A 25,686-nucleotide genomic window follows, 5' to 3' on the forward strand; every position below is an offset into this window, starting at 1 on the left:
ATCGGACACACCCCGCCTCCACCCCACAAAGGAGCTTCACAACGAGAGTGATCGAAGTATTCGTAAATCCGTGTTGCTTGTCACTGTGTGACCGGCTAAGCTGTAGAGAAGTCATTCTCTCCGCCGCCGTGGCAACTTGTATAACTTAGCACATCCGCAGGCCGTGTCAAATCCGGCTTCTTCGCGATGTCCTCACGCTCGAAGGCGCTCCGACGTTGCCCGGGCCGGACCGAAGTCCATCGCCGAGCGGCGAAGATGCTGGATCCGGAGGATCCTGCGAAGGCTTTACATCCTGCACACGAGGCGTGCTCCGAGAAGCTGCCTTGCGAGTGGATGGTCCCGATTGAGGCCGGGACGTAGGAGAGGCTCTTGCGAACCCTGCTCTTTCCGTTTCCCTGCGGCCTTTGTGGCGACTCGGAATAAGTTACGCAGCGAGCGGCACCCTGTCAAACGACGGGCTGAAATCGTGCATCCCGGGCGTGTCGCGATCGGCCGCCCTCCACAGGGGATGAGGTGGAGATCCCTCCACCGGAGCCGGTCCCGTCGCTCGGAGGCGGTCGCAGCGGTCACGAGAATGGGCGCATGACCCGCTCCGATGCCTCTTCCCCCTCCTCGAGCAGTCCACCGACCCTCGACTCGCTCGCCGACGTCGTCTCCCTCATCGGCGAGACCCGGCGGGGTCGGCCCCTCTTGGTCGTCGGGATCACCGGCTCACCGGGATCGGGGAAGTCCACTCTGGCCGAGGAGCTGCATCGACGGACCCCGCGGTCCGTGGTCCTTCCTCTCGACGGGTACCACCTCCCCCAGTCCCGACTCCGAGAACTGGGACGACGGGACCGCATGGGCGCCCCGGACACGTTCGACACCGACGGGTTCACGGCCGTGCTCCGGATGCTGCGGTCGGCACCCGCCGGATCCACGGTGAGCGCCTCCTCCTTCGACCGCTCGGTGGAGGAGCCCGTTCGCGACGCCCTGGCACTCTCCGTCGAGGACGGGACGGTCGTCCTGGTCGAGGGCAACTACCTGCTGCTCCGCGACGAGGGTTGGGAGGACGTGAGCGCGCTGCTCGATCTGCGGATCCACCTGCGGGTGCCGGAGACCACGAGACGAGCGCGCCTGGTCGCGCGGCACCTCCGCTTCGGCAAGACGCTCGACGAGGCGATCGCCTGGACGGACGGCCCCGACGAGAGGAACGCCCGGCGGATCGAGGGCGCGGCGCGGTTCGCCGACGTCGTCCTCGAGCAGGCGTCGGAGCGTCCGCTCCGACTGCTCCACCTCTCGGACACGCATCTGCTCGCGGACCCCGCTGGGCGGTACAACCGGATCCTCGACACTCGGGCCGGCCTGGAGCAGCTGCTCGCCGCCCACGACGCCGTCGGAGGGATCGACGCGGTCGTCGTCTCGGGCGACCTCGCGGACGACGGTGCCCCCGAGTCCTACTCCGCACTCCGGAGCACCCTCGCGGCCTGGTGCGCCGAGCGCGGTGCCGAGCTCGTGCTCGCGCTGGGCAATCACGACGACCGGGAGGGCTTCGGCTCCTCCGGTCCTCGGAACACCGCGACCACCGTCCGAGGCGTGCGCATCCTGACCGTCGACTCCTCGGTGCCGGGCGGCGCCTCGTGGGGACTGCTCACGGAACCGACGCTGGCGTGGCTCCGGGAGCGGATCGCCGAGGACCCCGCCGCGCCCATCGTGATCGTGCTGCACCACCCGCCGATCAAGGCGGTGGCTCCGCTGCACACGGTGATGGGACTCGTGAATGCGCACGACCTGTGGGAGGCGGCATCGGGAGGCACCGTCCTCGCGGTTCTCGCCGGGCACTGGCACCACGCGTTCGTGGATACGACGACCCCTGCTCCCGTGGTGGTCGCTCCGGGAGCGGCGAACCGGACCGACGTGCTCGCCGGTCCGCGGCACGAGAGGTCGGTGGCCGCGTCCGGAGCCTCGATCGTCGACGTGTCGCCCGACGGCGTGAGGGTGACGAGCACCGAGATCGACTCCCCCCACCGCGGGACGGAGCTCTTCGACGTCAGCGGGGAGCGGCTCGCCGACGCGAAGCGCCGACTCGGCTTCCCCGGGTACTCCTCCGACGCTCCGCAGAATTAGTCAGTAGGCTGACTAATTCCTCGATCCCCTCGGAAGTGACCCATGACACCGCTCGTCCTCCTCGTCCGAACCCGTCGCCGTGCCTGGCTCACCGTGCTGTCCGCTCTGCTCGCGGTCGGTGCGCTGTTCGCCCTGCTGCCGTCGGGCGGCGAGTCGGGCTTCCCGCAGTCGGGACTGCCCGACTCCGCGGAGTCGGCGGAAGTGGCGGCCCTGCTCGAGGAGTTCCCGTCGGCGGACACGTCGGCGGGCGTCCTGCTGTGGAACCGCCCGGGCGGTCTGACGGACGAGGACCGTTCGGCGATCGCCGAGCGCGCGGAGGCACTCGCACTCCTGTCGACCACCCCGGAGGCGGTGCGGCCGCAGTTCAGCGAGGACGGCGAAGCGGCCCTCGTCGCGGTGCCGCTGGCGGAGTCCTCCGTCGAGGCCGATGTCGAGGCGGTCGCGACCGAGCTGCGCTCCGCGGGAGCGGACGGACTGCCCGCGGGTCTGAACAGCTTCCTGACCGGGGCCGTCGGGTTCCAGGCCGACATCTCGAACGCGTTCGCGGGTGCGGATCTCCGCCTGCTGCTCGTCACCGTCCTGGTGGTCGCGGTGCTGCTCATCGCCACCTACCGGAGCCCCGTGCTCTGGATCGTGCCCCTCGTGGTGGTCGGCGTCGCGGACGGACTCGCGCGGATCGTCGCGGGAGCCCTGGCCGAGGCGGCGGGGATCGCGCTCGACGCCTCCGTCAGCGGGATCCTGTCGGTCCTCGTGTTCGGAGCGGGCACCAACTACGCGCTGCTGCTCGTCGCCCGCTACCGGGAGGAGCTTCTTCGCGAGCCCGACCGGTACCGGGCGATGTCCACCGCGGTCCGCAGCGCGGGGCCCGCGATCGCGGCCAGCGGTGGCACCGTCGCGCTGAGCCTGCTGACCCTGCTGCTCGCCGAGCTCGCCGGGAACCGCGCCCTCGGATTCGCCTGCGCGATCGGCGTCGCGATCGCGATCCTCTTCGCCCTGGCAGTGCTCCCCTCCGCTCTCGTGCTCTGCGGGCGCGGACTCTTCTGGCCGTTCGTCCCGCGACCCGGCGCCGGCAGCACCGCCGACCGCCCGGGGCTCTGGACCCGGCTCGGCCGCGGCGTCTCCCGTCGGCCCGCGCGGGTCGCCGTCGCCGCCGTCCTGGGCGTCGCCCTGCTCTCGCTCGGACTGATCGGAGCGCAGGTCGGGCTCTCGCAGACGGATCAGCTGCTCGGCGATCCCGAATCGGTGCAGGCGCAGGCGGTCATCGACGAGTCCTTCGGGGCGGGACTCACCGCGCAGACCACGGTCCTCGCTCCGGACGACGCGGTCGAGGACGCGGTCGCGATCGCCGAAGGGACCGACGGCGTCGACTCCGTGCGCCCCGGCGAGAGCGCGAACGGACGGACCGCCCTCAGCCTCACGCTCGCCGGCGAGCCCGAGAGCGCTGCGGCCTTCGAGACGATCGGCGCGCTCCGCGATGCGTATTCGGCGGCCGACGGCGACGCCTCCGAGAGCCTCGTCGGAGGGAGCGACGCGACAGCGCTCGACACGCAATCGGCATCGGAGCGGGACCAGGCGCTGATCATCCCGATCATCCTGGCGATCGTGTTCCTGATCCTCGCGCTGCTCCTGCGCTCGCTCGTCGCTCCGGTGCTGCTGATCGCGAGCGTGCTCGCGACCTTCTTCGCCAGCCTCGGAGCGGCGAACCTCCTGTTCCGCGGACTGCTCGGATTCCCGGCCTTCGACGCGAACGTGGTGCTCTTCGCGTTCCTGTTCCTCGTGGCGCTGGGCGTCGACTACAACATCTTCCTCGTCACCCGGGCCCGCGAGGAGCGGGCGGCGCACGGCACGCGCGAGGGCATGGTGCGGGCGCTCGCCTCGACCGGAGGCGTCATCACGAGCGCCGGGATCCTGCTCGCCGCGGTCTTCGCCGTGCTGGGAGTCCTCCCCGTCGTCGCCCTCACGCAGATCGGCGTGATCGTCTGCATCGGGGTCCTGCTCGACACGCTGGTGGTGCGGACGGTCCTGGTGCCGGCGCTCGTGTTCCTCACGGGCGACGCCTTCTGGTGGCCGGGCGTGCGCCGGAGCGACGGCGGAAGGCGCACGCGTCCCGTCCCGCTCGACGAGGCCGGGACGCGCTGACCGACGACGGAGCGCAGAGCGCAGAGGGAAGCGGACGATGCGGGGCCGCACGCGACAGCCCGCACCGTCCGCTGATCATGGACCGCGGAGGCGGAGGTCAGGTCGACGGCAGCGCGACGGCTCCGGTCACGGCGGCCGCGTACTCGCGGGAGCGGCGGGGCGGGGCCGGCTCGACATCGGTGTAGCGGCCGACGACCGGCGTAGGCGCCGCTCCGCTCGACACGTAGGAGCCCCACAGGGGCGACGGCACGTACTCTGAAGATCGTTCGGTGGTCATCTCTCGTCTCTCGAATTCGGGGATGCATCGGACTCGCGCGGTGCCGGGGTCCAGCCCGGCACCGCGCACTCGTTCGGGCGGTGGGGTCAGGCCCCGATGCCCACTTCCTCCGGGGCCACGTCGGCACCCGGCGCGGAGGGCTCGAGCGCCTCGGCGACGCGCTGCGACAGCGAGCTGTCGACGTTCGCCCAGTACTGCAGCACCCGCTGGCGCAGCTCGGGGCGCGTGACCTTCGACACGTGCCCGGCGATGTTCGCGACGAGTCGCGCACGGGCGGCGTCGTCGAGGACCTCGCGGTAGAGCGTGCCCGCCTGGCCGAAGTCGTCGTCCTCCGGGTGCAGAGTCGCCGCGGCGCGCGTCAGCTCGCCGTCGCTCTCCCAACCGGTCGACTCCGCCGCACGGGCGGGGTCGGCGTGCGCGCCGCCCGTCGTGTTGGGCGCGTAGACCGGGACCTCGGACTTCTGGAAGTCGAAGCGCATGGCTCCGTCCTTCGAGTACGAGTGCACGGGCGACTTCGGAGCGTTGACCGGCAGCTGCGCGTGGTTGGCGCCCACGCGGTAGCGGTGCGCATCGGCGTAGCTGAAGATGCGCGCGAGCAGCATCTTGTCGGGGCTCGCGGCGATGCCCGGCACGAAGTTCGACGGCGCGAACGCGGCCTGCTCGATCTGCGCGAAGTAGTTCTCCGGGTTGCGGTCGAGGATCATCGTGCCTACCTCGATCAGCGGGTAGTCCGCGTGCGGCCAGACCTTGGTGAGATCGAACGGGTTGAACCGGTACGACTTCGCGTCCTCGTAGGGCATGACCTGCACCGAGAGGGTCCAGGTCGGGTAGTCGCCGCTGTCGATCGCGGTGGACAGGTCGCGGATGTGGAAGTCGGCGTCCTCTCCGGCGATCTGGTCGGCCTGCTCCTGGCTGAGGATCTCGACGCCCTGGTCGGTCTTGAAGTGGTACTTGACCCAGAAGCGCTCGCCGGCCGCGTTGATCCATTGGTAGGTGTGCGACCCGAAGCCGTCCATGTGGCGCCACGAGCTCGGCAGACCGCGATCGCCCATGAGCCAGGTGACCTGGTGGGCCGACTCCGGGGACAGGGTCCAGAAGTCCCACTGCATGTCGTGGTCGCGCAGGTGCGTGCCCGGGAGGCGCTTCTGCGAGCGGATGAAGTCGGGGAACTTGATGCCGTCGCGGAGGAAGAACACCGGAGTGTTGTTGCCGACGAGGTCGTAGTTGCCCTCGCTCGTGTAGAACTTCAGCGCGAAGCCGCGCGGGTCGCGCCAGGTGTCGGGCGAGCCCTGCTCGCCGGCGACGGTCGAGAAGCGCGCGAGCATCTCGGTCTCGACGCCGGGCTGGAAGAGCGCGGCGCGGGTGTAGGCGCTCACGTCGCCGGTGGTGACGAAGCGACCGAACGCTCCGCCGCCCTTGGCGTGGACGACGCGCTCCGGGATGCGCTCGCGGTTGAACTGCGCGAGCTTCTCGAGGAGGTAGTGGTCGTGGAGCGCGAGGGGGCCGTCGGCCCCGACGCTCAGGGAGTGCTGGTCGCTCGCGACCGGCGCTCCGGAGTTCGTCGTCGTGAATCGTTCCTCGGTCATGTTCCTCCTGTCGGCGGCGCGCCCGTTCGGCGCACCACTGCGGTGATGGGGTCGGGTCAGTTCGCGGACGCCCGGAGGCAGTCGGGGCAGGTGCCCCAGAACGTGACCTCGGCCGTGTCGACGGCGAAGCCGTTCGACGTGGACGGGTGCAGGCACGGTGCCGCTCCGACGACGCAGTCGACGTCGGCCACGGCGCCGCACTGCCGGCAGACGACGTGGTGGTGGTTGTCGCCCACCCGCAGCTCGAAGCGGCGGGGGTGCCCCTCCGGCTCGATGCGGCGGGTGAGGCCTGCGTCGGTGAACGCGGAGAGCACTCCGTAGACCGCTTGCGCGGAGGTGTCGGGTAGCTCGACGCGCACGCGCGCCAGGACCTCGTCGACTCCGGAGTGCGGGTGCTCCTCGAGTGCGTGCAGGACGGCGCGCCGCGTGGCGGTGGCCTTGAGCCCGGAGGCTCGGAGGCGGTCGTCCTGTGTCGTCATAGCAGTGACGTTACCGGAGTTGTGTTGAGTGAGTCAAAACAACGCGGCGAGTCGGGAGGGGTGCCCGTGCGATCTGCAGGGGATGCGGCGGGTCTGCGACTCCGGCTCGCGGCGGGAAGAGCATTCCCGGCCGGATCGCCTGCAGACCGTACAAGTGCCTGCGGATCGTGAGGGTACCTGCAGACCGTGCGGGTGCCTGCAGGTCGTGCGGGTGGCGGTGGAGAGGGCGGCCGGCTGCGGGCGGCGACGGAGCCGCGGGCAGGGACGCCACTCCGCGTGCGGTCAGGCGACGGGGCCCTCGGTGAGGGTGACGGGGGCGGAGTGGGCGGATCCGGAGGCGTCGATCCAGGAGAGGGTGACCGACTCGCCGGGCTCGCGGTCGGCGAGCGCCGCCGAGAGCGCGTCGGCGGAGGCGACCGGAGTGCCGTCGACGGCCGTGACCACGTCGCCGGCGGCGAGGCCGACCGTCGCGGCCGGGGTGCCCTCGATCACTCCGCCGACGACGGCACCCGCAGCACCCGCGCCCCCTGCGGCGGACGCGGACGGGCTCGCGCCCGACGAGAGCGAGACGCCCAGGAACGCCGGATAGCCGATCTCGATCGTGGCGGTGTCGGCGCCCGCCTCGATCTGCGCGACGATGTCGAGCGCGGTCGCGATCGGGATCGCGAAGCCCGTGATGTCGGCGGATCCGCTCGACGCCGCGGTGTCGATCCCGACCACCGCGCCGGAGGCGTCGACGAGGGGTCCGCCCGAGTCACCCGAGACGATGTCGGCGTCGACCTGGATGAGGCCCTGCAGCGTCTCGCCGGCGATACCCGTCTCGGACTGCGTCGTGATGCTCTGCCCGAGCGCGGTGACGGTGCCGGCCGCGGCGACCAGGTCGCCCGTGCCCTCGGCGTTGCCCACGGCGGTCACGGAGTCGCCGACCGCGACGCCGTCGGTGTCGAGCGTCGCGGGGGTGAGGCCGGAGGCGTCCTCGAGCTGGAGCACGGCGACGTCGTTCGTCGCGTCGGTGCCGACGACGCGGGCCGTGTAGGTCTCGCCGGTCGACTCGACGGTGACGGCGATGCCCGTCGCGCCCTCGACCACGTGGTTGTTGGTCAGGATCATGCCGTCGGAAGTGAGGATCACGCCGGTGCCGGCGGAGCGCGCGCCCTGGTAGGTCAGGTCGGAGACGATCGTGACGACTCCGGTGGTCTGCGCGGTCGAGGCGGGGACCGCGTCGGTCGTCGTGCCCGTGCTCGACGAGGAGCCGGACCCGGATCCGCTGCCGTACCCGCTCCCGCTCCCGAACGGGGAGATCGCGAAGCCGCCGCCGAAGGACCCGTGCGAGCCGCCCGGGTAGACGATCGTCGCGGTGCTCGAGGAGGACGACGACGCGGCCGCCGTGGTGCCCGCGTACGAGACTCCGCCCGCTGCGACGCCGATCAGCACGGCGAGTCCGGCTCCCCCCGCGATCAGCGCGCGGCGTCGACGGCGCCGGTCGTCGAGACGGAGCGCGGCGCGATCCTCGACCGCCTCCGGTGCCGACTCGGCGCCGAGGCGGCGCTCCGCTCCGTCTGCTGCGTGCGTGTCGTTCATGGTTCGTCCTCCCGCCGGGCCGCCCTTCTCGGCGGCAGGACTCCATTCGACGTCCGTCGTGTCGGGGCGGGCTGGACGGATCCGATGAGCCGACTATGAAAGCCGAACGGCCTCCCGAGGAAATAGTTGTGGCTACAACTGAGTTGGGTCTAGCGTGAACACGATGAACGCCGTCTCCCCCGACCTGCTCGCGCCCGACACGACGATGGGCGCGGTCACGCTGCGCGTCGCCGACCTCGACGGGATGGTCGCGTACTACCGCGACGCCGTCACCCTCGACGTCCTCTCGCAGGACGGCTCCGTCGCCGTGCTGGGCCGCGGAGGAGTCGCCGCCGTGATCCTGCAGCACGCCCCGGAGCTGCGCCACGCCGGCCCCCGCGCGGCCGGGCTCTTCCACACGGCGATCCTGTTCGAGTCGGAGGCGGCGCTCGCCGCGGCCGTCTACAGCGTCGCGACCCGGCACCCCGGCTCGTTCACCGGCAGCTCCGACCACCTGGTCAGCAAGGCCTTCTACTTCGACGACCCCGAGCACAACGGCGTCGAGCTCTATTGGGACCGCGACCGCACCCAGTGGTCGTGGACGCACGGGCGGATCGAGATGGGCACCGTGTTCCTCGACCCGAACACGTTCCTCCAGGAGCACCTCACCGAGGAGTCGATCGCGCAGCCCCGCCTCGGCGGCGCCTCCGTCGGGCACGTGCACCTCAGCGTCGGCGACGTGGCGACGGCGAAGGAGTTCTACGTCGACCGGCTCGGCTTCGAGACCACGATCGCGTACGGCGGGCAGGCGCTCTTCGTCTCGGCCGGCGGCTACCACCACCACATGGCCATGAACACCTGGAACTCGCTCGGCGCCGGACGGCGGCAGCTCGCCCTCGGACTCGGGCAGGTCGAGATCGTCGTGCCCGGCGCCGACGACCTCGGCGCCCTCGAGGAGCGGCTGCGCCACGCGTCGATCGCGACGCAGGACGACGGACGGACGCTCGGGTTCGAGGACCCCTGGGCGAACGCGATCCGGGTGACGGCCGCGGGTCGCTGAGCGCACCTCCTCCGGGATTCCGCGGGCGGTACCATGGGCGCGCGGACTCCCGCACACTCCCCCGACACTCCGGAGAGACACGATGCCCACGATCGTCGTTGAGGTCATGCCCAAGGCAGAGCTGCTCGACCCCCAGGGGAAGGCCGTCGCCGGCGCCCTCTCGCGCCTCGGCCACTCCTCGGTGAGCGGCGTCCGCGTCGGCAAGCGCTTCGAGATCACGGTCGACGAGGTCACCGACGAGGTGCGCGCCTCGATCGCCCGCATCGCCGACGAGATGCTCTCGAACTCGGTCATCGAGGACGTCGTCGGCATCCACTACCCGGAGGTCTGACCGACATGCGGATCGGCGTCATCACCTTCCCCGGCTCGCTCGACGACCGCGACGCGCAGCGCGCGATCCGGTTCGCCGACGCCGAGCCCGTCGCGCTCTGGCACGGCGACCACGACCTGCAGGGCGTCGACGCGATCGTGCTGCCCGGCGGCTTCTCCTACGGCGACTACCTGCGCTGCGGAGCGATCGCCTCGCACTCGCCGATCATGCGCGAGGTCGTCTCCGCGGCGAACGCCGGCATGCCGGTCCTGGGCATCTGCAACGGCTTCCAGATGCTGACCGAGGCGCACCTGCTGCCCGGCGGCCTCATCCGCAACGACGCCGGATCCTTCGTCTGCCGCGACCAGCGCCTGATGGTCGCGAGCACCGCCACCGCCTGGACCAACGGCTTCGAACCCGGCCAGGAGATCACGATCCCGCTGAAGAACGGCGAGGGCGGCTACATCGCCTCGGCCGACACGCTGCTGCGGCTCGAGGCGGAGGGGCGCGTCGTCGTCCGCTACCTCGGCGAGAACCCCAACGGCTCGATGAACAACATCGCCGGCATCAGCAACGCCCGCGGCAACGTGGTGGGGCTCATGCCGCACCCGGAGCACGCGGTGGAACCCGGCTTCGGCCCGGACACCCGCGCCGCGATGCGCTCGGGCGTGGACGGACTGACGTTCTTCACGTCGGCGGTGCGCGCGCTGGTGGCTGCGGCGTAGCGCTCGGACGTCGGAACGGCCGGGATCCTTCGGGGTTCCGGCCGTTCCGTCGTTCCGGGGGCTTCGCTGCTGGTGAACGCGGATCTCGAGACGCCCGCTGCGCGGGCTGCTCGATCAGCAGGACGGGCGCCCGCTGCGCGGTCCGGCCGCTTGAACGGGGCCTACGGCCCGGTCAGGACCTCGGGCTCGGGGGTCATCGAGATGGTGGGGATGGAGGCGGTGATGACGGTGCCGTCGGAGCGGCGGGTGCCCTCGATGTCGGATGTGGTCGGCGCGCCGAGGAGGCGCGGGCCCTGGTGGCCGAGGCCCACGCGGACGGGGTTGCCGGCCTCGACGTGCACGCGCTCGTCGCGCACGGTGATCGCCGCGGCGTCGCCCGTCTCGACGGTGAGCAGCACCGCGTCCTGGGTGACCTCGACGCGCACGCGGGTGCCGTGCAGCGTGATGCGGAAGGTCAGCCGCTCCCAGTCGTCGGGCAGACGCGGGTCGAGCGTGATCCGTCCGCCGTGGTCGCGCATGCCGCCGAAGCCGTAGACGAGGGCGCTCCAGACGCCGCCGGTCGAGGCGACGTGGATGCCGTCGGCGGTGTTGCGGTGCAGATCGGCGAGGTCGACGAAGAGGGCCGACAGGAAGTAGTGCTTCGAGAGCTCGTGGTAGCCGACCTCGGCCGCGATGATCGACTGCACGACCGCCGAGAGGGTCGAGTCGCCAGTCGTCAGAGCGTCGTAGTACTCGAAGTCGGCGCGCTTCTGCTCGGCGGTGAACTCGTTGCCCTGCAGGAGGAGCGCCAGCACGACGTCGGCCTGCTTGAGCACCTGGAAGCGGTAGATGACCAGCGGGTGGAAGTGCAGCAGCAGCGGGCGCTTGCTCGCGGGAGTGTTCTCGAGGTCCCACAGCTCCTTCTCGAGGAACGCGGCGTCCTGCGGGTGGATGCCGGCGCGCTGGTCGAAGGGGATGTGCATCTTGTCGGCCGCGCGGGCCCACTCGAGGACCTCGTCCTCGTCGAGCGTGAGGCGGACGGCCATCCGCTCGTACGCGGCGGGCTCGACCGCCTTCAGCAGCTCGACGGCGCGCGCGGCGGCGCGGAGGTTCGAGCGCGCCATGACGTTCGTGTAGAGGTTGTCGTTGACGACGGTCGTGTACTCGTCCGGGCCCGTTACTCCGTGGATGTGGAAGTGGTCGTCGCCGTTGCTGCGCCAGAAGCCCAGGTCGGCCCACATACGCGCGGTCTCGACGAGGATGTCGATCGCTCCGCGCGCGAGGAAGTCGTCATCGCCCGTCGCCGCCACGTACTGCATCAGCGCATACGAGATGTCGGCGTCGATGTGGTACTGCGCGGTGCCGGCGGCGTAGTAGGCCGACGACTCCTGGCCGTTGATGGTGCGCCAGGGGAACAGCGCTCCGCGCTGGTTGAGCTCGGCCGCGCGGGCGCGCGCCGCCTCGAGCATGTTCTGGCGGAAGCGCAGCGCGTTCCGGGCCACGAGCGGCGCGGTGTAGCTGAGGAACGGGAGGACGTAGACCTCGGTGTCCCAGAAGTAGTGGCCGCCGTATCCCGACCCCGAGACGCCCTTGGCCGCGACTCCGCCGCCGTCGGTGCGCGCGGTCGACTGGGCGAGCTGGAAGAGGTTCCAGCGGGTGGCCTGCTGGATCGCGGGCTGGCCGTCGATCTGCACGTCGGAGCGGGCCCAGAAGTCGTCGAGCCACTCGCGCTGCTTGACGAACTGCTCCTCGACCGGCGTCTCGCGGGCGCGGTCGAGCGTGCGGTCGCAACGGTCGGCGAGCTCGCGCACCGGCACGCCGCGGGAGGTGTGGTAGGTCAGCGTCTTGACCAGGCGGATCGGCTTGCCCGCCTTCGCCTTGACGCGGTAGACGTGCTTGGCGAGGTCGTCGTCGATCTGGGAGGTCTGGTCCCACTCGTTCTCGGTCTCGAGGACGTGCTCGGCGCCGCACGCGATCGTCATCTGCGAGTTGGTCGTGCGGTATCCGAGCAGGTAGCGCGTGCCGTTGACGCGCTTCAGGCGCGGCTGGAGCACGCGGTCCTCGAAGGACTCGGCCTTGCGCGGATCGAAGCCCGCCGCCTCGCTGCCCGAGGGCGCGTGGTACTCGTCCACTCCGTCCTGGCGGTTGAGGATCTGGCTCGAGATGAGCACCGACGCGTCGCCGTCGAGGAGCTCCACCTCGTAGTCGAGGATCGCCAGGTGGCGGTCGGTGAAGGACACCAGACGGCGCGAGCGGATGAGCACGCGCTTGCCCGACGGAGTGCGCCACTCGAGCTCGCGGTGCAGCACGCCGTTCGCGAAGTCGAGGCGACGCGAGTACGAGAGGATGTCGGCCTCGCTGAGCACGAACGGCTCGTCGTCGACGTAGAGGCGGATGATCTTCGCGTCCGGCACGTTCACGATGGTCTGGCCGACGCGGGCGAACCCGAACGCCTCCTCCGCGTGGCGGATCGGCCAGGTCTCGTGGAAGCCGTTGATGAAGGAGCCGTAGGCGTAGCCGTCGCGACCCTCCTCGACGTTGCCGCGGAGGCCGAGGTAGCCGTTGCCGGTCGCGAAGAGCGTCTCGGTGCGCCCCTGCAGCTCGCTCGCGAACTCGGTCTCGAGCAGGGCCCACTCGTCGACCGGGAAGCGGTTGCGGTCGAGCGGGTCGGAGGTGATGGGGTTCATGCGGCGTCCTCGGGGGTGGAGACGGGGAGGAAGGGGAGGAGCTCGGCCAGGTCGTCCACGACGAGGTCGGCGCCGTGCTCGAGCAGGGTCTCGGCGCCGACTCCGCGGTCGACTCCGACGACGAGTCCGAAGGCGCCCGCGCGGCCGGCGGCCACTCCGGAGTGCGCGTCCTCGACGACGGCGCACTCGGCGGCGGTGAGTCCGAGCAGCTCGGCGGCGTAGAGGTAGGTGTCGGGGGCGGGCTTGCCCGCGATGGAGCGCTCGGCGGCGAGCAGGCCGTCGACGATGACCTCGAAGCGGTCGCGCAGACCGGCGGCGACGAGCACGGGCACGCCGTTGCGGGAGGAGGTCACGACGGCGACCTCGACCCCCGCGGCGATCGCGGCGTCGAGGAACGCGAGCGAACCCGGGTACGGCGCGACCCCGTCCGCCTCGAGCACGGCGTTGAACGCCGCGTTCTTGCGGTTGCCGAGCCCGCACACCGTCTCGAGCGCGGGGTCGTCGGTGGGCTCGCCCTCGGGCAGCACGATGCCACGGGAGGCGAGCAGCGCCCGGACGCCGTCGTAGCGGGGGCGCCCGTCGATGGAGCGGAAGTAGTCGGCGTCGGAGTAGCCCTCGGCGATCCCCTTCGACTCGAGGTACGACGTGAAAAGCCGCGACCACGCGTGCATGTGCACGTCGGCGGTCGGCGTCAGGACGCCGTCGAGATCGAACAGGAGCGCTCGGAGCCCGCGCAGAGCGGAGGCGTCGGGGCGCGCGGAGGGAGCAGACACGGCGGGGGAACCTCTGGTCGGGGGCAGGATGCGGCGGTGTCCGCCGGCGACGGCCGCCCGCCACGGGCTGTGAAGAATCGTATACGCCGCCCGGGGTGGTGTCTGGAACCGTTTACACGTCCGTCATGTGCGCGCCTCGCGGACGGGACTGATGCTGCGCCGCGCCTCCTGACGCCCGGGGCCGGCCGCCGGAGACGCGCTGCCTCGCGCCTCCTCGCGCCGCCCGGTCGCCGACGAGGCGCTGAGTCGCGACCCCGGAGACCGTTCGGCGGCGCTGCCCGGGTCGGACGACCCGTCGCGCGCGGGCCGGGCCGGTGCCGTTGACGCGCATCCGCCGACGCGTCGTGCGGCACTCCCGCACGCCCGGGTTGGGGATCGGTGACAGGGACACCACCTTCGAAAGGAGTGTCGATGTCCCTTCGGCACCGTGTCACCCTGTCCTCCCCGGCGTCCGCCCCCTTTGCGACGGACGTCTTCGACTCCCGCCCGCACAGCGGCTTCGCCGTCCTCGTCGCCGCCCAGGGCTCCGAGCCGGTACCCGACCACGAGGAACTCGTCTCGCGGATGTACGCCGTCCGCGAAGACGTCTTCGTGGGCGGCGGTCTGCTCGCCGGCGACGAACGCGATGCGGACGACGACCGCGCCTGCGCGATCGTCGTCGCCGAGAACCTCGGCGACCGCCGCGCACGGATCTGCGGCGGGGTCCGTCTGATCTTCCGCACGTTCCCGCGCAGCGGCGTCCCGACTCCGGTGCCGCTCCCGATCGAGAGCGAGGCGCACTTCGGGGACCTGTTCGACGGCCCGCTCCCGGCGGACAGCATCGAGGTCAGCCGACTGTGGGTCCTCGCCGACAGCGGCGGACGCCGCGCTCACATGCTGGCCTCGCTCGTCGCCTTCACCGCACGCGTCGCGACCGTCTCGGCCGGCGGGGACGCCTACGCCATGCTCGGCGACGACCTCGTGCGTCCGATGCGGCGCTTCCTGCCCCTCGAGGAGCTCAGCGGGGCTCGTCAGCTCGAGTACCCGACGCCGAAGGTGCCGGTGCGGATCCCGCGCCGAGTCCTCGCGCGGGCCGCAGCGCCCGCGGCCACCACCGTGCTGTTCGGATGACGCGCAGCGGTCCGGGGATGCCGCTCCGCCTCGCCGGACCGCATCGCGCTCAGGAGGCGCTGTCTCCTGGAGCGGGGGCGTAGCTCTCGGTCATGCCGTCGATCGCACTCGCGATCGACCACGCGGCGAAGGTCCACTCCTCGGACTCGCCGTCGAGACCGGGCCCGGCGAAACGCGCCTCGACGATGTTCCTGTCGAGTTCGAAGCGGCGGGTGAACGCGTCGACCACGGAGTTGGTGAGGACGGCGACATGGCGCGGCGTGAACGGCGCGCGCAACCGCAGACCGATCAGGCCCAGCACCGTCTCGTAGAAGGAGGCCATCGCAGCGAGGAACGAGGCCTCGATCCGGGTGACCGTCGCCACAGCGGACTCGCGCGCCGGACCGGGCGCGATGCTCGGAACCGCGGAGGCGAGAGTCCAGTAGGAGCGGCGGAACTCGGAGGCCGCTGCCGCTCGGAGGTTCGCCTCCACCCCGACCCGGACCAGCTCGCGCATCAGCGCTCGACGCTCCTCGGCCGGCCCCTGCACGAGTGTCACGTGTCGGCGCAACGCCTCCTCGATCGCGTGGCGCGTGGTCGGGTCGAAGCCGCGGGCGAAATCCCCGTCGTCGAAGAGGACCTGGATGAGATCGGCGACGAACGCCGCGTGCGAGTTCCAGATGCGGTACGCCGAGCTGCGGGAGGCCCCTGCCGCCTTGATGTAGCTCTCGAGCGGCAGGTGGTCGAATCCGAGCGTGAGGCCGCCCTCGTCGGTGATGCGGGACCTGGCCACGTCGAGGATCTGGCGCTTCGTGACGTCCGGAGACGTCCGCCGAGCGCGCGGCTTGGGCTCTCCAAGGGGCTCTGCTTCCATTCCGGACAGCCTACGTCGGGCGGCGCCGCAGTCGCCGCCGGCGACCCGCCGGTCGCTGCACGCACTGTCGCGCTCTGCAGCGGATCGCGATGCACCGTCCTCCGCGCGATCCTGCGGACGCGAGACGCGCAGTGCCGCCCTGCGCCAGTATGAACGCCGGCTCGCACTGCTCCAGGGAATGCGGCCCGGTTTCACCGACGCCGATGCCCGCCGCAGGATTCAGAGCCGTGTGCCCGCGTCGCGGTGGGACTCGGCCCTCGCCATCCTCCTGGTCTTCCTCGTGACGGAGCGGCATCCAGCGGAGCGACCGGCGGGCGATCGAGGTCGACGATGGTCCCGCGTCGGCCCCGCCCCGACCGCCTCGCGGTGAGCGCGCAGGAGGTTGCGGTATCAGGCGGGGGAGTCTCCGATCGCGACGTCGCGGACCGCGATCCGCTTCACGACCTCCGCCTCGCCGACTCGGTCGAGGAATGTGCCCCTCTTCGTCCCCCGGCCCCGTCCGGTCGGGATCCGACGGCCGCAGGCGGGTCGAGCGTAGGGAGGTCTCGGCGGAGCGTCAAGACGGTCCGATGCGCTCAGCGGTCGTTCGGAGTCACGGGCGGGGCGAGCCGGTGGCGGCCGAGCGGGAGCATCAGCGGCGTGCCGGAGGTGGGGTCGGTGATGATGCGGCTGTCGAGCCCGAAGACGGCGCGCACCACGTCTTCGGTCAGCACCTCGGCGGGGGTGCCCGCGGCGTGGACGGAGCCGTCGGCCAGGGCGACGAGGTGGTCGGCGTAGCGGGCGGCCAGGTTGAGGTCGTGGAGCACCATCACGACGGTCGTGCCGCGCGAGCGGTTGAGGTCGACGAGGAGGTCGAGCACCTCGACCTGGTGGCTGACGTCGAGGAACGTGGTCGGCTCGTCGAGCAGCAGCAGATCGGTCTCCTGCGCGAGGGCCATGGCGATCCAGACGCGCTGGCGCTGCCCGCCCGAGAGCTCGTCGACCGCGCGGTCGGCGAGGGCGGCGGTGTCGGTCGCGTCCAGGGCCGTCGCGACGGCCTCGTCGTCGTGCGCGTTCCAGCGGCTCAGGATGCCCTGGTGCGGATGGCGTCCGCGGCCGACGAGATCGGCGACGGTGATCCCTTCGGGAGCGATCGGCGACTGCGGAAGGAGGCCGAGCGTGCGCGCCAGCTGCTTCGCGGGCATCCGGTGCACGGCCTTGCCGTCGAGCAGGACGGTGCCGGCGCGCGGGGCGAGCAGGCGCGACATCGAGCGGAGGAGGGTCGACTTGCCGCAGGCGTTCGCACCGACGATCGCGGTGATCCTGCCGGGCGGGACCACGAGGTCGAGGCCGTCGACGACGGTGCGGTCGCCGTAGCCGAGGGTGAGGCTCTCGACGGTGAGGGTGTGCTCGGCGGTCACAGGGACCCTCCCGATCGGTTGCTGCGGACGATGAGGTAGATCAGGTACGGGGCGCCGAGGACGCCGGTCACGACTCCGACCGGATAGCGCAGCCCCAGCGCGTACTGCCCGACGAGGTCGGCGACGAGCACGAGCAGCGCGCCGACGAGGGCCGACGGCACCAGGAGGGAGGCGCCCGGGCCGATGAGGCGCGCGGCGATGGGTCCGGACAGGAACGCGACGAAGGCGATCGGTCCGGCGGCGGCCGTGGCGAACGCGATGAGGCCGACGGCGGCGACGATCACCACGAGGCGCGTGCGGTTCACCCGGATGCCGAGGGCCGAGGCGGTGTCGTCGCCGAGCTGCGTGCCGGCGAGGTCGCGGGAGCTGAGCAGCAGCACCGGGGTCAGCACGACGACGGCCGCGAGGACCGGGACGACCTCCTCCCAGCGCGCGCCGTTCAGGCTGCCGGTGAGCCAGCGGCTCGCCTCCTGGAAGTCGAAGGCGGCGGCGCGGGACAGGATGTACGCGGTGACGCTGTCGAGCATGGCGGCGACGCCGATGCCGATGAGGATCAGCCGCGTGCCCGCGACTCCGCTGCGGTAGGCGAGGGCGTAGACCACCAGGGCGACCGCCAGACCGGCGGTGATCGCGAGGATCGAGACCTGCGTGGATCCGAGCGACAGCGTCACGATGGCGAAGGCCGCGGCGGCGGAGGCGCCCGCGCTGATGCCGATGATGTCGGGGCTCGCGAGCGGGTTCCGCAGCATGGTCTGGAAGCTGACGCCGCCGAGGCCGAAGCAGAGGCCCACGAGCACCGCGAGCACGGCGCGCGGGAGGCGAAGGCGGCCGACGGTGAAGGAGGCGCCCGGCACCTGCTCGCCGAGGATCACCCGGAGCACCTCGTCGGGGGTGTAGACGGTCTGGCCGTAGACGAGCGAGAGCGCGAAGGCGACGACGACCGCGACGGCGAGCACCGCGACGACCGAGCGGCGGCGGGCGCCTCGACGGCGACGACCGGCGGCGACCGCGACAGCGGTGGCGGAGTGGCTCCGCTCGAGCACCCCGGTCACAGCTCGCGCACCTTCTGGCGGCGGACGATCGCGATGAAGACGGGAGCGCCGATCAGCGCGGTGATGATGCCGACGTCGATCTCGCTGGGGCGCGCGACGATGCGACCCACGACATCGGCGCCGGTGAGGAGGATCGCGCCGGCGACGGCCGAGAACGGCAGCAGCCAGCGGTGGTCGACGCCGACGATCAGGCGGCAGGCGTGCGGGACGACGAGGCCGACGAAGCCGATCGGTCCGGTGATCGCGGTCGTCGCTCCGCAGAGGACCACCGCGCCCAGTGCCGCGGCGCCCCGGGCGACGGCGACGCGCTCGCCGAGGCCCGCGGCGAGCTCGTCGCCGAGCGCCAGGGTGTTGAGGCTCTTGGCCGAGAGCACGCAGATCGCGAAGCCGACCGCGAGGAACGGCAGGACCTGGCCGATGCTCGCGAACGTGCCGCCGCCCACTCCGCCGATCTGCCACGAGCGGATGCCGCCCGAGAGGTCGGCGCGGGGCAGCACGATCGCGCTGATCACCGAGACGAGGGCGGCCGAGGTGGCGGCACCGGCCAGCGCGAGCTTGAGCGGAGTCGCTCCCCCGCGGCCGAGGGAGCCGACGACGTAGACGAAGACGGCGGAGACGGCCGCGCCTCCGATCGCCACCCAGATGAAGCCGGTCGCGGTGCTCAGACCGAAGAAGACGATGCCGGTGACGACGGCGAGCGAGGCTCCGGTGTTGACGCCGAGGATGCCCGGGTCGGCGAGCGGATTGCGGGTCACGCCCTGCATGAGCACGCCGGCCACTCCGAGGGCGGCGCCGGCGGTCATCGCGAGGACCGTGCGCGGGAGGCGCTTGGCGACCGCAGCCTGCCCGAAGCCGTCGGTCGAGCCTCCGAACGCCGCGACCACGTCGCTCCAGGCCACCTCGCGCGAGCCGATCATGACCGAGAGCACGCCCACGCCGACGAGTGCTGCGACCGCGACGAGCAGCCAGAGCGCACGCAGACGCCGCGGACGTCGCACAGCGGCGACGCCCGCGGCGGCAGGCGGGGCGGTGAGGGTCACTTCGCCTTGTCGGCGGCCTCGGCCAGCAGGCCCAGGTAGTCGTCGAGGACGTACGAGATCGACAGCGGGGTCGGGTTCGCGGCGGTGCCCAGCGGGGTGGACGGGAGGCGGACGATGGCGTCGTTCGCGACGGCCGGGATCTGCGAGAGCAGCGGGTCGGCCTTGAGCGTGTTCACGAGCTCGTCGTCGCCGTAGGTCACGATCACGTCGACGTCGTCGAACGCGTCGGCCTGCTCGGCGCTCTGCGTGAGCGAGAAGGCGTCGGTGGTCGCCGAGGCGGTCTCGATGCTGCCGGGGGTGGTCAGGCCGAGGTCGGCGAAGAAGGCCGGACGGGTGTCGTGCGTCGTGTAGAAGCTGACCTGGCTGAGGTCGGTCGGGTCGACGTGGGTGAGGAACATGGCGGAGGTGCCCTCGAGCTGCGGGTAGGCGGCGGCCGCCTCCTGGATCTCGCCCTCGAGCTCGGTGACGAGCTCCTCGCCCTCGGCGGCCATGCCCATGGCCTCGCTGTTGAAGGTGATGGTGTCGCGCCAGGAGGTACCCCACGCGGTCTCGGGGTAGGCGACGACGGGAGCGATCTCGCTCAGGGTGTCGTAGTCCTCCTGGGTCAGGCCGGAGTAGGCGGCGAGGATCACGTCGGGCTGCGTGTCGGCGACGGCCTCGAAGTCGATGCCGTCGGTCTCGTCGAACAGGACCGGGGTCTCGCCGCCGAGCTCCTCGAGCTTCGCGGAGACCCAGGGCAGGAGTCCGTCGCCGTCGTCGTCGCCGAAGTTGGCGGCGGCCATGCCCACGGGGACGACGCCCAGCGCGAGCGGGACCTCGTGGTTCGCCCAGTTGACGGTCGCGACGCGCTCGGGCTGGGACTCGATGGTCGTCGTGCCCAGCGCGTGCTCGATGGTGATGGGGGTGAAGTCGCTGTCCGCACCCTCCGACCCGGTCGCGGCGGACGAGCAGCCGGCGAGACCGGCGGTGAGCAGTGCGGTCGCGAGCAGTGCGAGCGGCTTGGTGGCGCGGGGCATCGTTCCCTTTCGGAAGGCGGTTCCAGGAGTGTCGGTCGAGTGGACCGAGAGTAAGGATAGCCTAACCAATATGTGAGGGATTCTTCCAGGCGGTCGCGAGCTTCTCGACCGTGCGGAGGTTCCGGGTGGTCGTGGTGGCACGGTAGGCGGCGCGGGCCAGGATCTTCGCCGCCGGGGTGTCCGTGGACGAGCCGCGCGGGCAGCGCCAGTAGAGGACTCCCGCGCCCCGCTGCAGAAGGTCGACGTCGTTCGTGCCGATCGCGGCGAGGGCGTCGTCGAGTGCGGCGTCGCTCGAGCCGAAGACGACGTACGGATGCGCGACGTCGTCGATCCGCTCGAACGGGTACGCGCGGGCGACCGCGGCGAGCGCCTCCTGCTCGACGAGCACGATCCACGCGTCGTAGCCGAAGCGCTCCTCCAGCGCGGCCTCGAGGGCGGGCTTCAGCTCGGCGGGGTCGCGGTCGGAGTCGAAGGCCGCGTTGCCGCTCGCGAGGACCGTGCGCACTCCCGCGCCGCCGATGCTCTCGACGACCGCGGCGAGGTCGGCGCTGCGGACCGTGCGCCCGTTGACGTTCACTCCGCGCAGCAGCGCCAGGTAGCGGGTCATGCCGCGACGGTAGCGTGACGGCATGGTGCTGGGAAGCGGACGACGACGCGCGGAGCCGACTCTGGAGGACGCGATCCTGCAGGCGAGCACGCGCGGGCCGGGCGCGCGGACCCGCGCCGAGCTCACTCCTCCGTCGGGTCGCCACCTCGTTCTGCCCGAGACCTCGGGGACGGTGCTCGCGATCGACGTCGACGCGCTCGTCGTGCTCGCGGCGCGGGAGGACCTGTACGTGGCGCTGGAGCGACGGGCGGGAGGGTTCGCGGTCGCCGCGACCCCGCTGCTCTCGTGGTGGTCGGCCGTCGGGACGGTGCCCGACGAGGCGGAGGAGCGGCGGATCGACGCGCAGGCGCTCGCCGCGGTCGTGCTCGGGGCGGGGCCGGGGGCGGATGTGGACTCGAGGCTGGACGCGCTCGCGGCGGCGGCGGACCTGGACGGGCTGGCGTCGGCCCTCGCGCTGCTCGCCCGGGTGCCGGACCCGCCGGCGGCGTTCCAGGATCCGGAGGGGTTCCTGCGGGTGATCGCACCGGAGTCGCCGTTCGAGCGACGGCTCACCGTTCTCACCCGCGTGGAGGCGCCGACGGAGGAGCTGCTTCGCGTGCTGCGGGACTGCGCGTTCACGGCGACGCTGCCCCGGCGGCGCGCGGCGATCGCGGCGCTGGCGGAGAGGCTCCGGGCATCGGACCCGTCGGCGCGGGTCGAGGAGCTGGCGGTCGCGGTGGACGCTGCGCTGGAGAAGCGGTGGGGCGTGCTGTGAGACGCGGCCCCCGCGAGCACGGGCCGGTGAATAGGCTGGTCGGATGTCCCTCCCCGGTCTCGACTTCCGCCACTTCCCCGCCGCACTGACCGCCGAGGGCGGCCCCGACGCCGCCACCCGAGCCTGGGGCACCGCGATCAACGCGGGGTTCCATGAGAAGGAGTACTCGGCCGAGCAGTGGCGCGACTGGGCCGAGCACATGGTCGCCGACCAGCGCTTCCTGACCGCGGTGCACGACTCCGACGCCCCCGAGGGCCTGGACGGAGCGGCGGTCCCCGTCGCCACGTACGCCGCGTTCCCCGGCACGCTGCAGGTCGGCCGCGGCCGCGAGCTCCCGGCGCACCTCGTCTCGCAGGTGACCGTGCGGGCCACCCACCGGCGCCGCGGGATCCTGCGCGCCATGATCACCGACGACCTCGACCGCGCCCGCGAGGCCGGCGCCGCCGTCGCGCTGCTGACCGCCAGCGAGGCCTCCATCTACCGCCGCTTCGGCTTCGGACGCTCCGCCTTCACCCGCTCGATCCGCGTCGACACCGGTCCGCGCTTCGCCCTGCAGGTCGAGCCGGCCGGCCGCATCGAGGTCGTCTCGACGCCGTGGTTGCAGTCGCGCGTCGAGGAGGTCTTCGCGGCGTTCCACGCGCGCACCCCGGGGTCCATCACGCGCCAGTCGCGGGCCGCGGGCAACGCGGTCGGCATGGAGACGGGCGAGACCGTGGCGGGACCCTCGGTCCGCTCGGCCGTGCACCTCGACTCCGACGGCGTGCTCGACGGCTACGTCACCTACCGCGCCACCGGGCCGGACGACGACGACCGCACGCTCGCGGTCGTCGACCTCGTCGCAGCGACCGAGGACGCGTACCTGGGCCTCTGGGGCTTCCTCGGCGCCGTCGACCTCGCGTCGACCGTCACGTGGGACATGGCTCCGCTCGACGACCCGCTCACCTGGGCACTGCGCGACGCGCGCGTGGTGCAGGTGACCACGGTCGCCGACCTGATCTGGACCCGGGTCCTCGACGTCGCGGCGGCGTTCGGCGCGCGTCCGTGGACGAGCGACGGCGAGCTGGTGATCGCGGTGCGGGACGCCCTCGGGCTCGTCGACGGCGGCTACCGGATCACGGTCGACGGCGGCGAGGGGCGCGTCGAGCGCACCGACGAGGCCGCGGTGCTCGAGCTCGACGTCGCCGACCTCGGCACGCTGCTGCTCGGCTCCGCCCGCCCGTCGACGCTCGCCCGCGCGGGCGCCGTGGTGCTGGCTCCGGAGGACCGCGAGCGGGTCGACCGCTTCTTCGCACCGGTCGCGGAGCCGTACTGCATCTCGTTCTTCTGATCCGGCAGGGCGTTCGGCGCCGCAGAGATAAGGCTCAGAGCCGGAACCGGGCCGCGACCGCCCCGTTCCGAACGCTGAGCCTTGCTTCTGCAGGCCTCGCGACTCGCAGGCTCCTCCGGGCGTCCCCGCATGCGGCGTCGGTCATGCTGGAGGACCCCCCAACCTGGAGGTCCGCGTGGGTGCATCCGTGATCGTCGACGTCATCGTCGTGCTGAGCCTGATCGGCGCGCTCGTCGACGGCCTGCGCCGCGGGTTCCTCCGCACCGCCGGCGGACTCGCGGGCATCGTCGCCGGCGCGATCGGCGCCTCCTTCGCGGTGCCCGCCGTCTCGGCCTGGGCCGCGGGGAGCGAATGGCGCCTCCTGGCCGTGATCGGCACCGCGGTGCTCTGCCTCGGCATCGGCTACGCGATCGGCGCCTCGATCGGCGCCGCGTTCGGCCGCGGGGCCGACAAGGTGAAGCTCGGCGTGCTCGATCGGCTCGCCGGAGGAGTCGCGGGCGTCGCGATCTCGGGTCTCGTCTGGATCGCGATCACCTCGGCCGTCTCGCTCCTGGGCGTGCCGCTCGTGACCACCTCGGTCGCGGGCTCCACCGTCATCCGCACCATCGACGATCTGACCCCGGATCCGGTGCGCGGCTTCCTCGCGCAGCTCCAGTCGACGGTCGTCGACGAGGGCACGTCGTGGATCGTCGAGGCGATCGACGCCCCGACGCAGGCGCCGAGCATCGCCGACGTCGCGACCGACGACCCCGAGGTGGCGACCGCCTCCGACTCCGTCGTGCGGGTCTCGGGCACGGCCTGGGCCTGCGACGTCGGAGTGACGGGCAGCGGCTTCGTCGTGTCGGATGACCGCGTGATCACCAACGCCCACGTCGTCGCCGGAGTGTCGGAGCCCGTCGTCGAGGCACCGGGCGAGCCGCCGCGCACCGGCCGCGTGGTCTACGTCGACACGGCCGCCGATCTGGCGGTCGTCGCGGTCGACGGCCTGTCCGCCGCTCCGCTCGCGCTCGACGACGCGGTCGCCGCGGGCGACGACGCGGTGGTCGCGGGCTACCCCTTCGGCGGGCCGCTGACGCTCGGATCCGCCCAGGTCTCCTCCGACGCCACGGTGTCGCTGATGGTCGACGGCACCCCCACCTCGCGCGAGGTGCTGACGCTCGCGGCCGTCGTCAACCAGGGCAACTCCGGCGGCCCGCTGCTCTCGCTCGAGGGCACGGTCTCGGGGGTCGTGTTCGGCAAGGCGGCGTCGGTGGACAACGTGGGCTACGCGATCCCGCTGTCGGTGCTGTCGCCCGTGGCCGCAGAGGCGCCGTCGCTGACCGCGGCCGTCGATCCGGGAGCCTGCGTCTCGCGCTGAGGGTCAGTCGAGCGGGCCGCGGGTGAGCACGAGGTCCAGGCCGTCGAGCTGCAGCACCTCGTCCGAGGCGCCGGGGCCCTCGAGGTAGGCCGTCACCGCGGGGTCGACCGGGAAGCGGGCCGACTCCTGGATCGCGATCGCGACGATCCCCTCCGACGCCGGATCGGTCGTGTACCGGTCACCGAGGTACGGGACATAGACGCCCGAGGACATGCCCTGCACGAGCACCAGCCCCTCGTCGAGACCGCGCTCGCGGAGGGCGTCGGCGACGCGCGCGACTCCGGTCGGCCGCTCCTGCAGGACCCCGACCGTCGAGGTCGCCCCGATGACGACCGAGGCGGCCAGCAGGACCGCCCCGACCCCGCGGGCGACCCGGGGCGGCAGGGAGACGCGCCCGCGCAGCGCCTCCGCGACGCTCACTCCGGCGAGCGCGCAGAGCAGCCATGCCCAGACGGCGTAGTAGTGAGGAAGGGCGACCGAGCTGATCGCCAGGTGGAAGACGAGCAGCAGCGCCGTCGCCGAGCCGAGGTACAGCACGAGCGCGCGCTGCCGCGGCGCGATCAGCGCCAGGAGCAGTCCGGCGAGCAGCACGGCGAGCGCCGGCACTCCGAGGCCCACCGCTGTGAACCAGAGGTTCGCCCACCACGGCGGGAAGGCATAGGCGGCGCCCGCCACGTCGATCAGGTGCCCGTCGGCGTTGTGCTCGGACTGGAAGTCGACCAGGTACCGGATCGCCTCCACCGGATGCACGGGCAGGTAGGCGAGCACGGCGGTGACGAGGAAGGCGGCGGAGAAGCTCGCGGCGCCGAGCCACGCGCGCCGGCGACTCCGCCGACCGACCATCAGCAGCGGGATCAGCACGACCGGCGCGAGCACCGCCGTCGTGAGCTTCGACGTGACCGAGAGGGCGAGGAGCGCGCCCGCGAGCGGCATCAGCCAGGCGCGCGCGCCCTCCCGCCGGGCCCACGCCCACGCGGCCGCCATCGCGGCGACGGCGAACAGGATCATGAACGGCTCGAGGATCGCGAAGCGGTCGATCCGCCCCGGTCCTCCCGCGCTCGAGCGGGGAAGGAGGAGGAAGAGACCGGCCGGGATCAGGGCGAGGACGAAGCCCAGCTCGCGCTTCAGCCAGAACCAGAGGATCGCGCCGGTGAGGAACGTCGCGGCCGCGGCGGCGAGGCGGCCGGCGAACAGCCCCTCGCCCAGGAGGAGCTGCGCGAGGCCGAGCACGTACTTGGCGGTCGGCGGGTGCTCGAGGTTCGCGCTCACGTCGCCGTGCAGGTAGTCCCAGCCGGCGGAGAGGTAGACGGGCTCGTCCGAGTTGACGTTCGCGGCGGTCAGGTTGCCGAAGCACTGCACGAGACCCCAGAGGACGGTCACGAGGAGAGCCGCCCACTTCATCCGGCGATCCTATGCGCTGGGTGCGGCCGCCGAGACGTCGCGGGAGGCCCCCGCGGTCACGCCTCCCGGCCGGGGCCGCGCGGGCGGC

General features: G+C 72.2%; 22 protein-coding genes. 9 read left to right on the top strand and 13 right to left on the bottom strand.

All coding sequences use genetic code 11. The annotated features are described in order from the left end of the window. Positions 1 to 582: 582 nt before the first annotated feature. Both ASF46_RS19245 and ASF46_RS16500 read left to right on the top strand, forming a co-directional pair. Positions 583 to 2,106 (top strand): metallophosphoesterase, encoded by a 1,524-nt coding sequence (locus ASF46_RS19245; RefSeq protein WP_157602694.1) that lies wholly within the window; start codon positions 583 to 585, stop codon positions 2,104 to 2,106. Positions 2,107 to 2,148: 42 nt separating this feature from the next. Continuing rightward, complete coding sequence (locus ASF46_RS16500; RefSeq protein ID WP_056868660.1) at positions 2,149 to 4,245, top strand: MMPL family transporter; 2,097 nt, start codon at positions 2,149 to 2,151, stop codon at positions 4,243 to 4,245. Between the two features lie 97 nt (positions 4,246 to 4,342). On the opposite strand, the gene ASF46_RS19250 is transcribed toward ASF46_RS16500, so the two are convergent. The 4 genes from ASF46_RS19250 to ASF46_RS16515 form a co-directional block, all read right to left on the bottom strand. Next, positions 4,343 to 4,522 carry a hypothetical protein gene (locus ASF46_RS19250; protein WP_157602697.1) on the bottom strand — a complete coding sequence of 60 codons (180 nt, stop codon included), beginning with the start codon at positions 4,520 to 4,522 and terminating at the stop codon, positions 4,343 to 4,345. 86 nt (positions 4,523 to 4,608) lie between these two features. Then, positions 4,609 to 6,108, bottom strand: a complete 1,500-nt coding sequence (locus ASF46_RS16505) for a catalase (RefSeq protein ID WP_056868661.1) — start codon at positions 6,106 to 6,108, stop codon at positions 4,609 to 4,611. A gap of 56 nt (positions 6,109 to 6,164) precedes the next feature. Continuing rightward, entirely contained in the window at positions 6,165 to 6,587 is a 423-nt protein-coding gene (locus tag ASF46_RS16510) for a Fur family transcriptional regulator (protein ID WP_056868662.1), read from the bottom strand. A gap of 282 nt (positions 6,588 to 6,869) precedes the next feature. Then, positions 6,870 to 8,168: a S1C family serine protease gene (locus ASF46_RS16515; RefSeq protein ID WP_082485626.1), complete on the bottom strand. Its 1,299-nt coding sequence runs from the start codon at positions 8,166 to 8,168 to the stop codon at positions 6,870 to 6,872. Between the two features lie 163 nt (positions 8,169 to 8,331). Between ASF46_RS16515 and ASF46_RS16520 the strand changes: the two genes are divergently transcribed. The 3 genes from ASF46_RS16520 to purQ all read left to right on the top strand — a co-directional run bounded on the left by ASF46_RS16520 (position 8,332) and on the right by purQ (position 10,242). Next, a complete protein-coding gene (locus tag ASF46_RS16520) occupies positions 8,332 to 9,207 on the top strand; it encodes a VOC family protein (protein ID WP_056868998.1) in 876 nt (291 codons plus the stop codon). Positions 9,208 to 9,289: 82 nt separating this feature from the next. Beyond that, positions 9,290 to 9,538 (top strand): phosphoribosylformylglycinamidine synthase subunit PurS, encoded by a 249-nt coding sequence (gene purS / locus ASF46_RS16525; protein ID WP_056868663.1) that lies wholly within the window; start codon positions 9,290 to 9,292, stop codon positions 9,536 to 9,538. Positions 9,539 to 9,543: 5 nt separating this feature from the next. Beyond that, positions 9,544 to 10,242 (top strand): phosphoribosylformylglycinamidine synthase subunit PurQ, encoded by a 699-nt coding sequence (gene purQ, locus ASF46_RS16530; protein WP_056868664.1) that lies wholly within the window; start codon positions 9,544 to 9,546, stop codon positions 10,240 to 10,242. 161 nt (positions 10,243 to 10,403) lie between these two features. On the opposite strand, the gene ASF46_RS16535 is transcribed toward purQ, so the two are convergent. Together ASF46_RS16535 and ASF46_RS16540 are read right to left on the bottom strand one after the other, a co-directional pair. Next, positions 10,404 to 12,908 carry a glycoside hydrolase family 65 protein gene (locus ASF46_RS16535; protein WP_056868665.1) on the bottom strand — a complete coding sequence of 835 codons (2,505 nt, stop codon included), beginning with the start codon at positions 12,906 to 12,908 and terminating at the stop codon, positions 10,404 to 10,406. After that, positions 12,905 to 13,681, bottom strand: coding sequence for an HAD family hydrolase (locus ASF46_RS16540; RefSeq protein WP_235577003.1), 777 nt, complete (start codon positions 13,679 to 13,681; stop codon positions 12,905 to 12,907). Before ASF46_RS16540 ends, ASF46_RS16535 begins: the two co-directional genes overlap by 4 nt. A 411-nt stretch (positions 13,682 to 14,092) precedes the next feature. Here ASF46_RS16540 and ASF46_RS16545 point away from each other — a divergent pair, with 411 nt between their 5' ends. Further along, positions 14,093 to 14,791, top strand: coding sequence for a hypothetical protein (locus ASF46_RS16545; RefSeq protein WP_056868666.1), 699 nt, complete (start codon positions 14,093 to 14,095; stop codon positions 14,789 to 14,791). Between the two features lie 49 nt (positions 14,792 to 14,840). Here ASF46_RS16545 and ASF46_RS16550 read toward each other — a convergent pair whose 3' ends face one another. The 6 genes from ASF46_RS16550 to ASF46_RS16575 form a co-directional block, all read right to left on the bottom strand. Beyond that, on the bottom strand, positions 14,841 to 15,644 hold the full coding sequence (locus tag ASF46_RS16550; protein ID WP_157602700.1) for a hypothetical protein: 804 nt from the start codon (positions 15,642 to 15,644) through the stop codon (positions 14,841 to 14,843). 575 nt (positions 15,645 to 16,219) lie between these two features. Continuing rightward, on the bottom strand, positions 16,220 to 17,044 hold the full coding sequence (locus ASF46_RS16555; protein WP_056868668.1) for an ABC transporter ATP-binding protein: 825 nt from the start codon (positions 17,042 to 17,044) through the stop codon (positions 16,220 to 16,222). Then, entirely contained in the window at positions 17,041 to 18,096 is a 1,056-nt protein-coding gene (locus ASF46_RS16560) for a FecCD family ABC transporter permease (protein ID WP_200919756.1), read from the bottom strand. Before ASF46_RS16560 ends, ASF46_RS16555 begins: the two co-directional genes overlap by 4 nt. After that, positions 18,093 to 19,136 (bottom strand): FecCD family ABC transporter permease, encoded by a 1,044-nt coding sequence (locus ASF46_RS16565; protein ID WP_056868669.1) that lies wholly within the window; start codon positions 19,134 to 19,136, stop codon positions 18,093 to 18,095. The genes ASF46_RS16560 and ASF46_RS16565 overlap by 4 nt, the downstream gene beginning before the upstream one ends. Continuing rightward, positions 19,133 to 20,152: an iron-siderophore ABC transporter substrate-binding protein gene (locus ASF46_RS16570; protein ID WP_056868670.1), complete on the bottom strand. Its 1,020-nt coding sequence runs from the start codon at positions 20,150 to 20,152 to the stop codon at positions 19,133 to 19,135. Before ASF46_RS16570 ends, ASF46_RS16565 begins: the two co-directional genes overlap by 4 nt. A 61-nt stretch (positions 20,153 to 20,213) precedes the next feature. Then, positions 20,214 to 20,759: a DUF1697 domain-containing protein gene (locus tag ASF46_RS16575; protein ID WP_056868671.1), complete on the bottom strand. Its 546-nt coding sequence runs from the start codon at positions 20,757 to 20,759 to the stop codon at positions 20,214 to 20,216. A 22-nt stretch (positions 20,760 to 20,781) separates the two neighbouring features. On the opposite strand from ASF46_RS16575, the gene ASF46_RS16580 reads away from it, so the two are divergent. The 3 genes from ASF46_RS16580 to ASF46_RS16590 all read left to right on the top strand — a co-directional run bounded on the left by ASF46_RS16580 (position 20,782) and on the right by ASF46_RS16590 (position 24,197). After that, on the top strand, positions 20,782 to 21,513 hold the full coding sequence (locus ASF46_RS16580; protein ID WP_056868672.1) for a DUF2254 family protein: 732 nt from the start codon (positions 20,782 to 20,784) through the stop codon (positions 21,511 to 21,513). Positions 21,514 to 21,556: 43 nt separating this feature from the next. Then, entirely contained in the window at positions 21,557 to 22,840 is a 1,284-nt protein-coding gene (locus ASF46_RS16585; RefSeq protein WP_056868673.1) for a GNAT family N-acetyltransferase, read from the top strand. A gap of 175 nt (positions 22,841 to 23,015) precedes the next feature. After that, on the top strand, positions 23,016 to 24,197 hold the full coding sequence (locus ASF46_RS16590; RefSeq protein ID WP_056868674.1) for a MarP family serine protease: 1,182 nt from the start codon (positions 23,016 to 23,018) through the stop codon (positions 24,195 to 24,197). Between the two features lie 3 nt (positions 24,198 to 24,200). Here ASF46_RS16590 and ASF46_RS16595 read toward each other — a convergent pair whose 3' ends face one another. Then, entirely contained in the window at positions 24,201 to 25,598 is a 1,398-nt protein-coding gene (locus ASF46_RS16595) for an ArnT family glycosyltransferase (protein WP_056868675.1), read from the bottom strand. Positions 25,599 to 25,686 lie beyond the last annotated feature (88 nt).

The sequence above is a fragment of the Rathayibacter sp. Leaf296 genome, from assembly GCF_001423045.1.
Taxonomy (GTDB): Bacteria; Actinomycetota; Actinomycetes; order Actinomycetales; family Microbacteriaceae; genus Rathayibacter; species Rathayibacter caricis.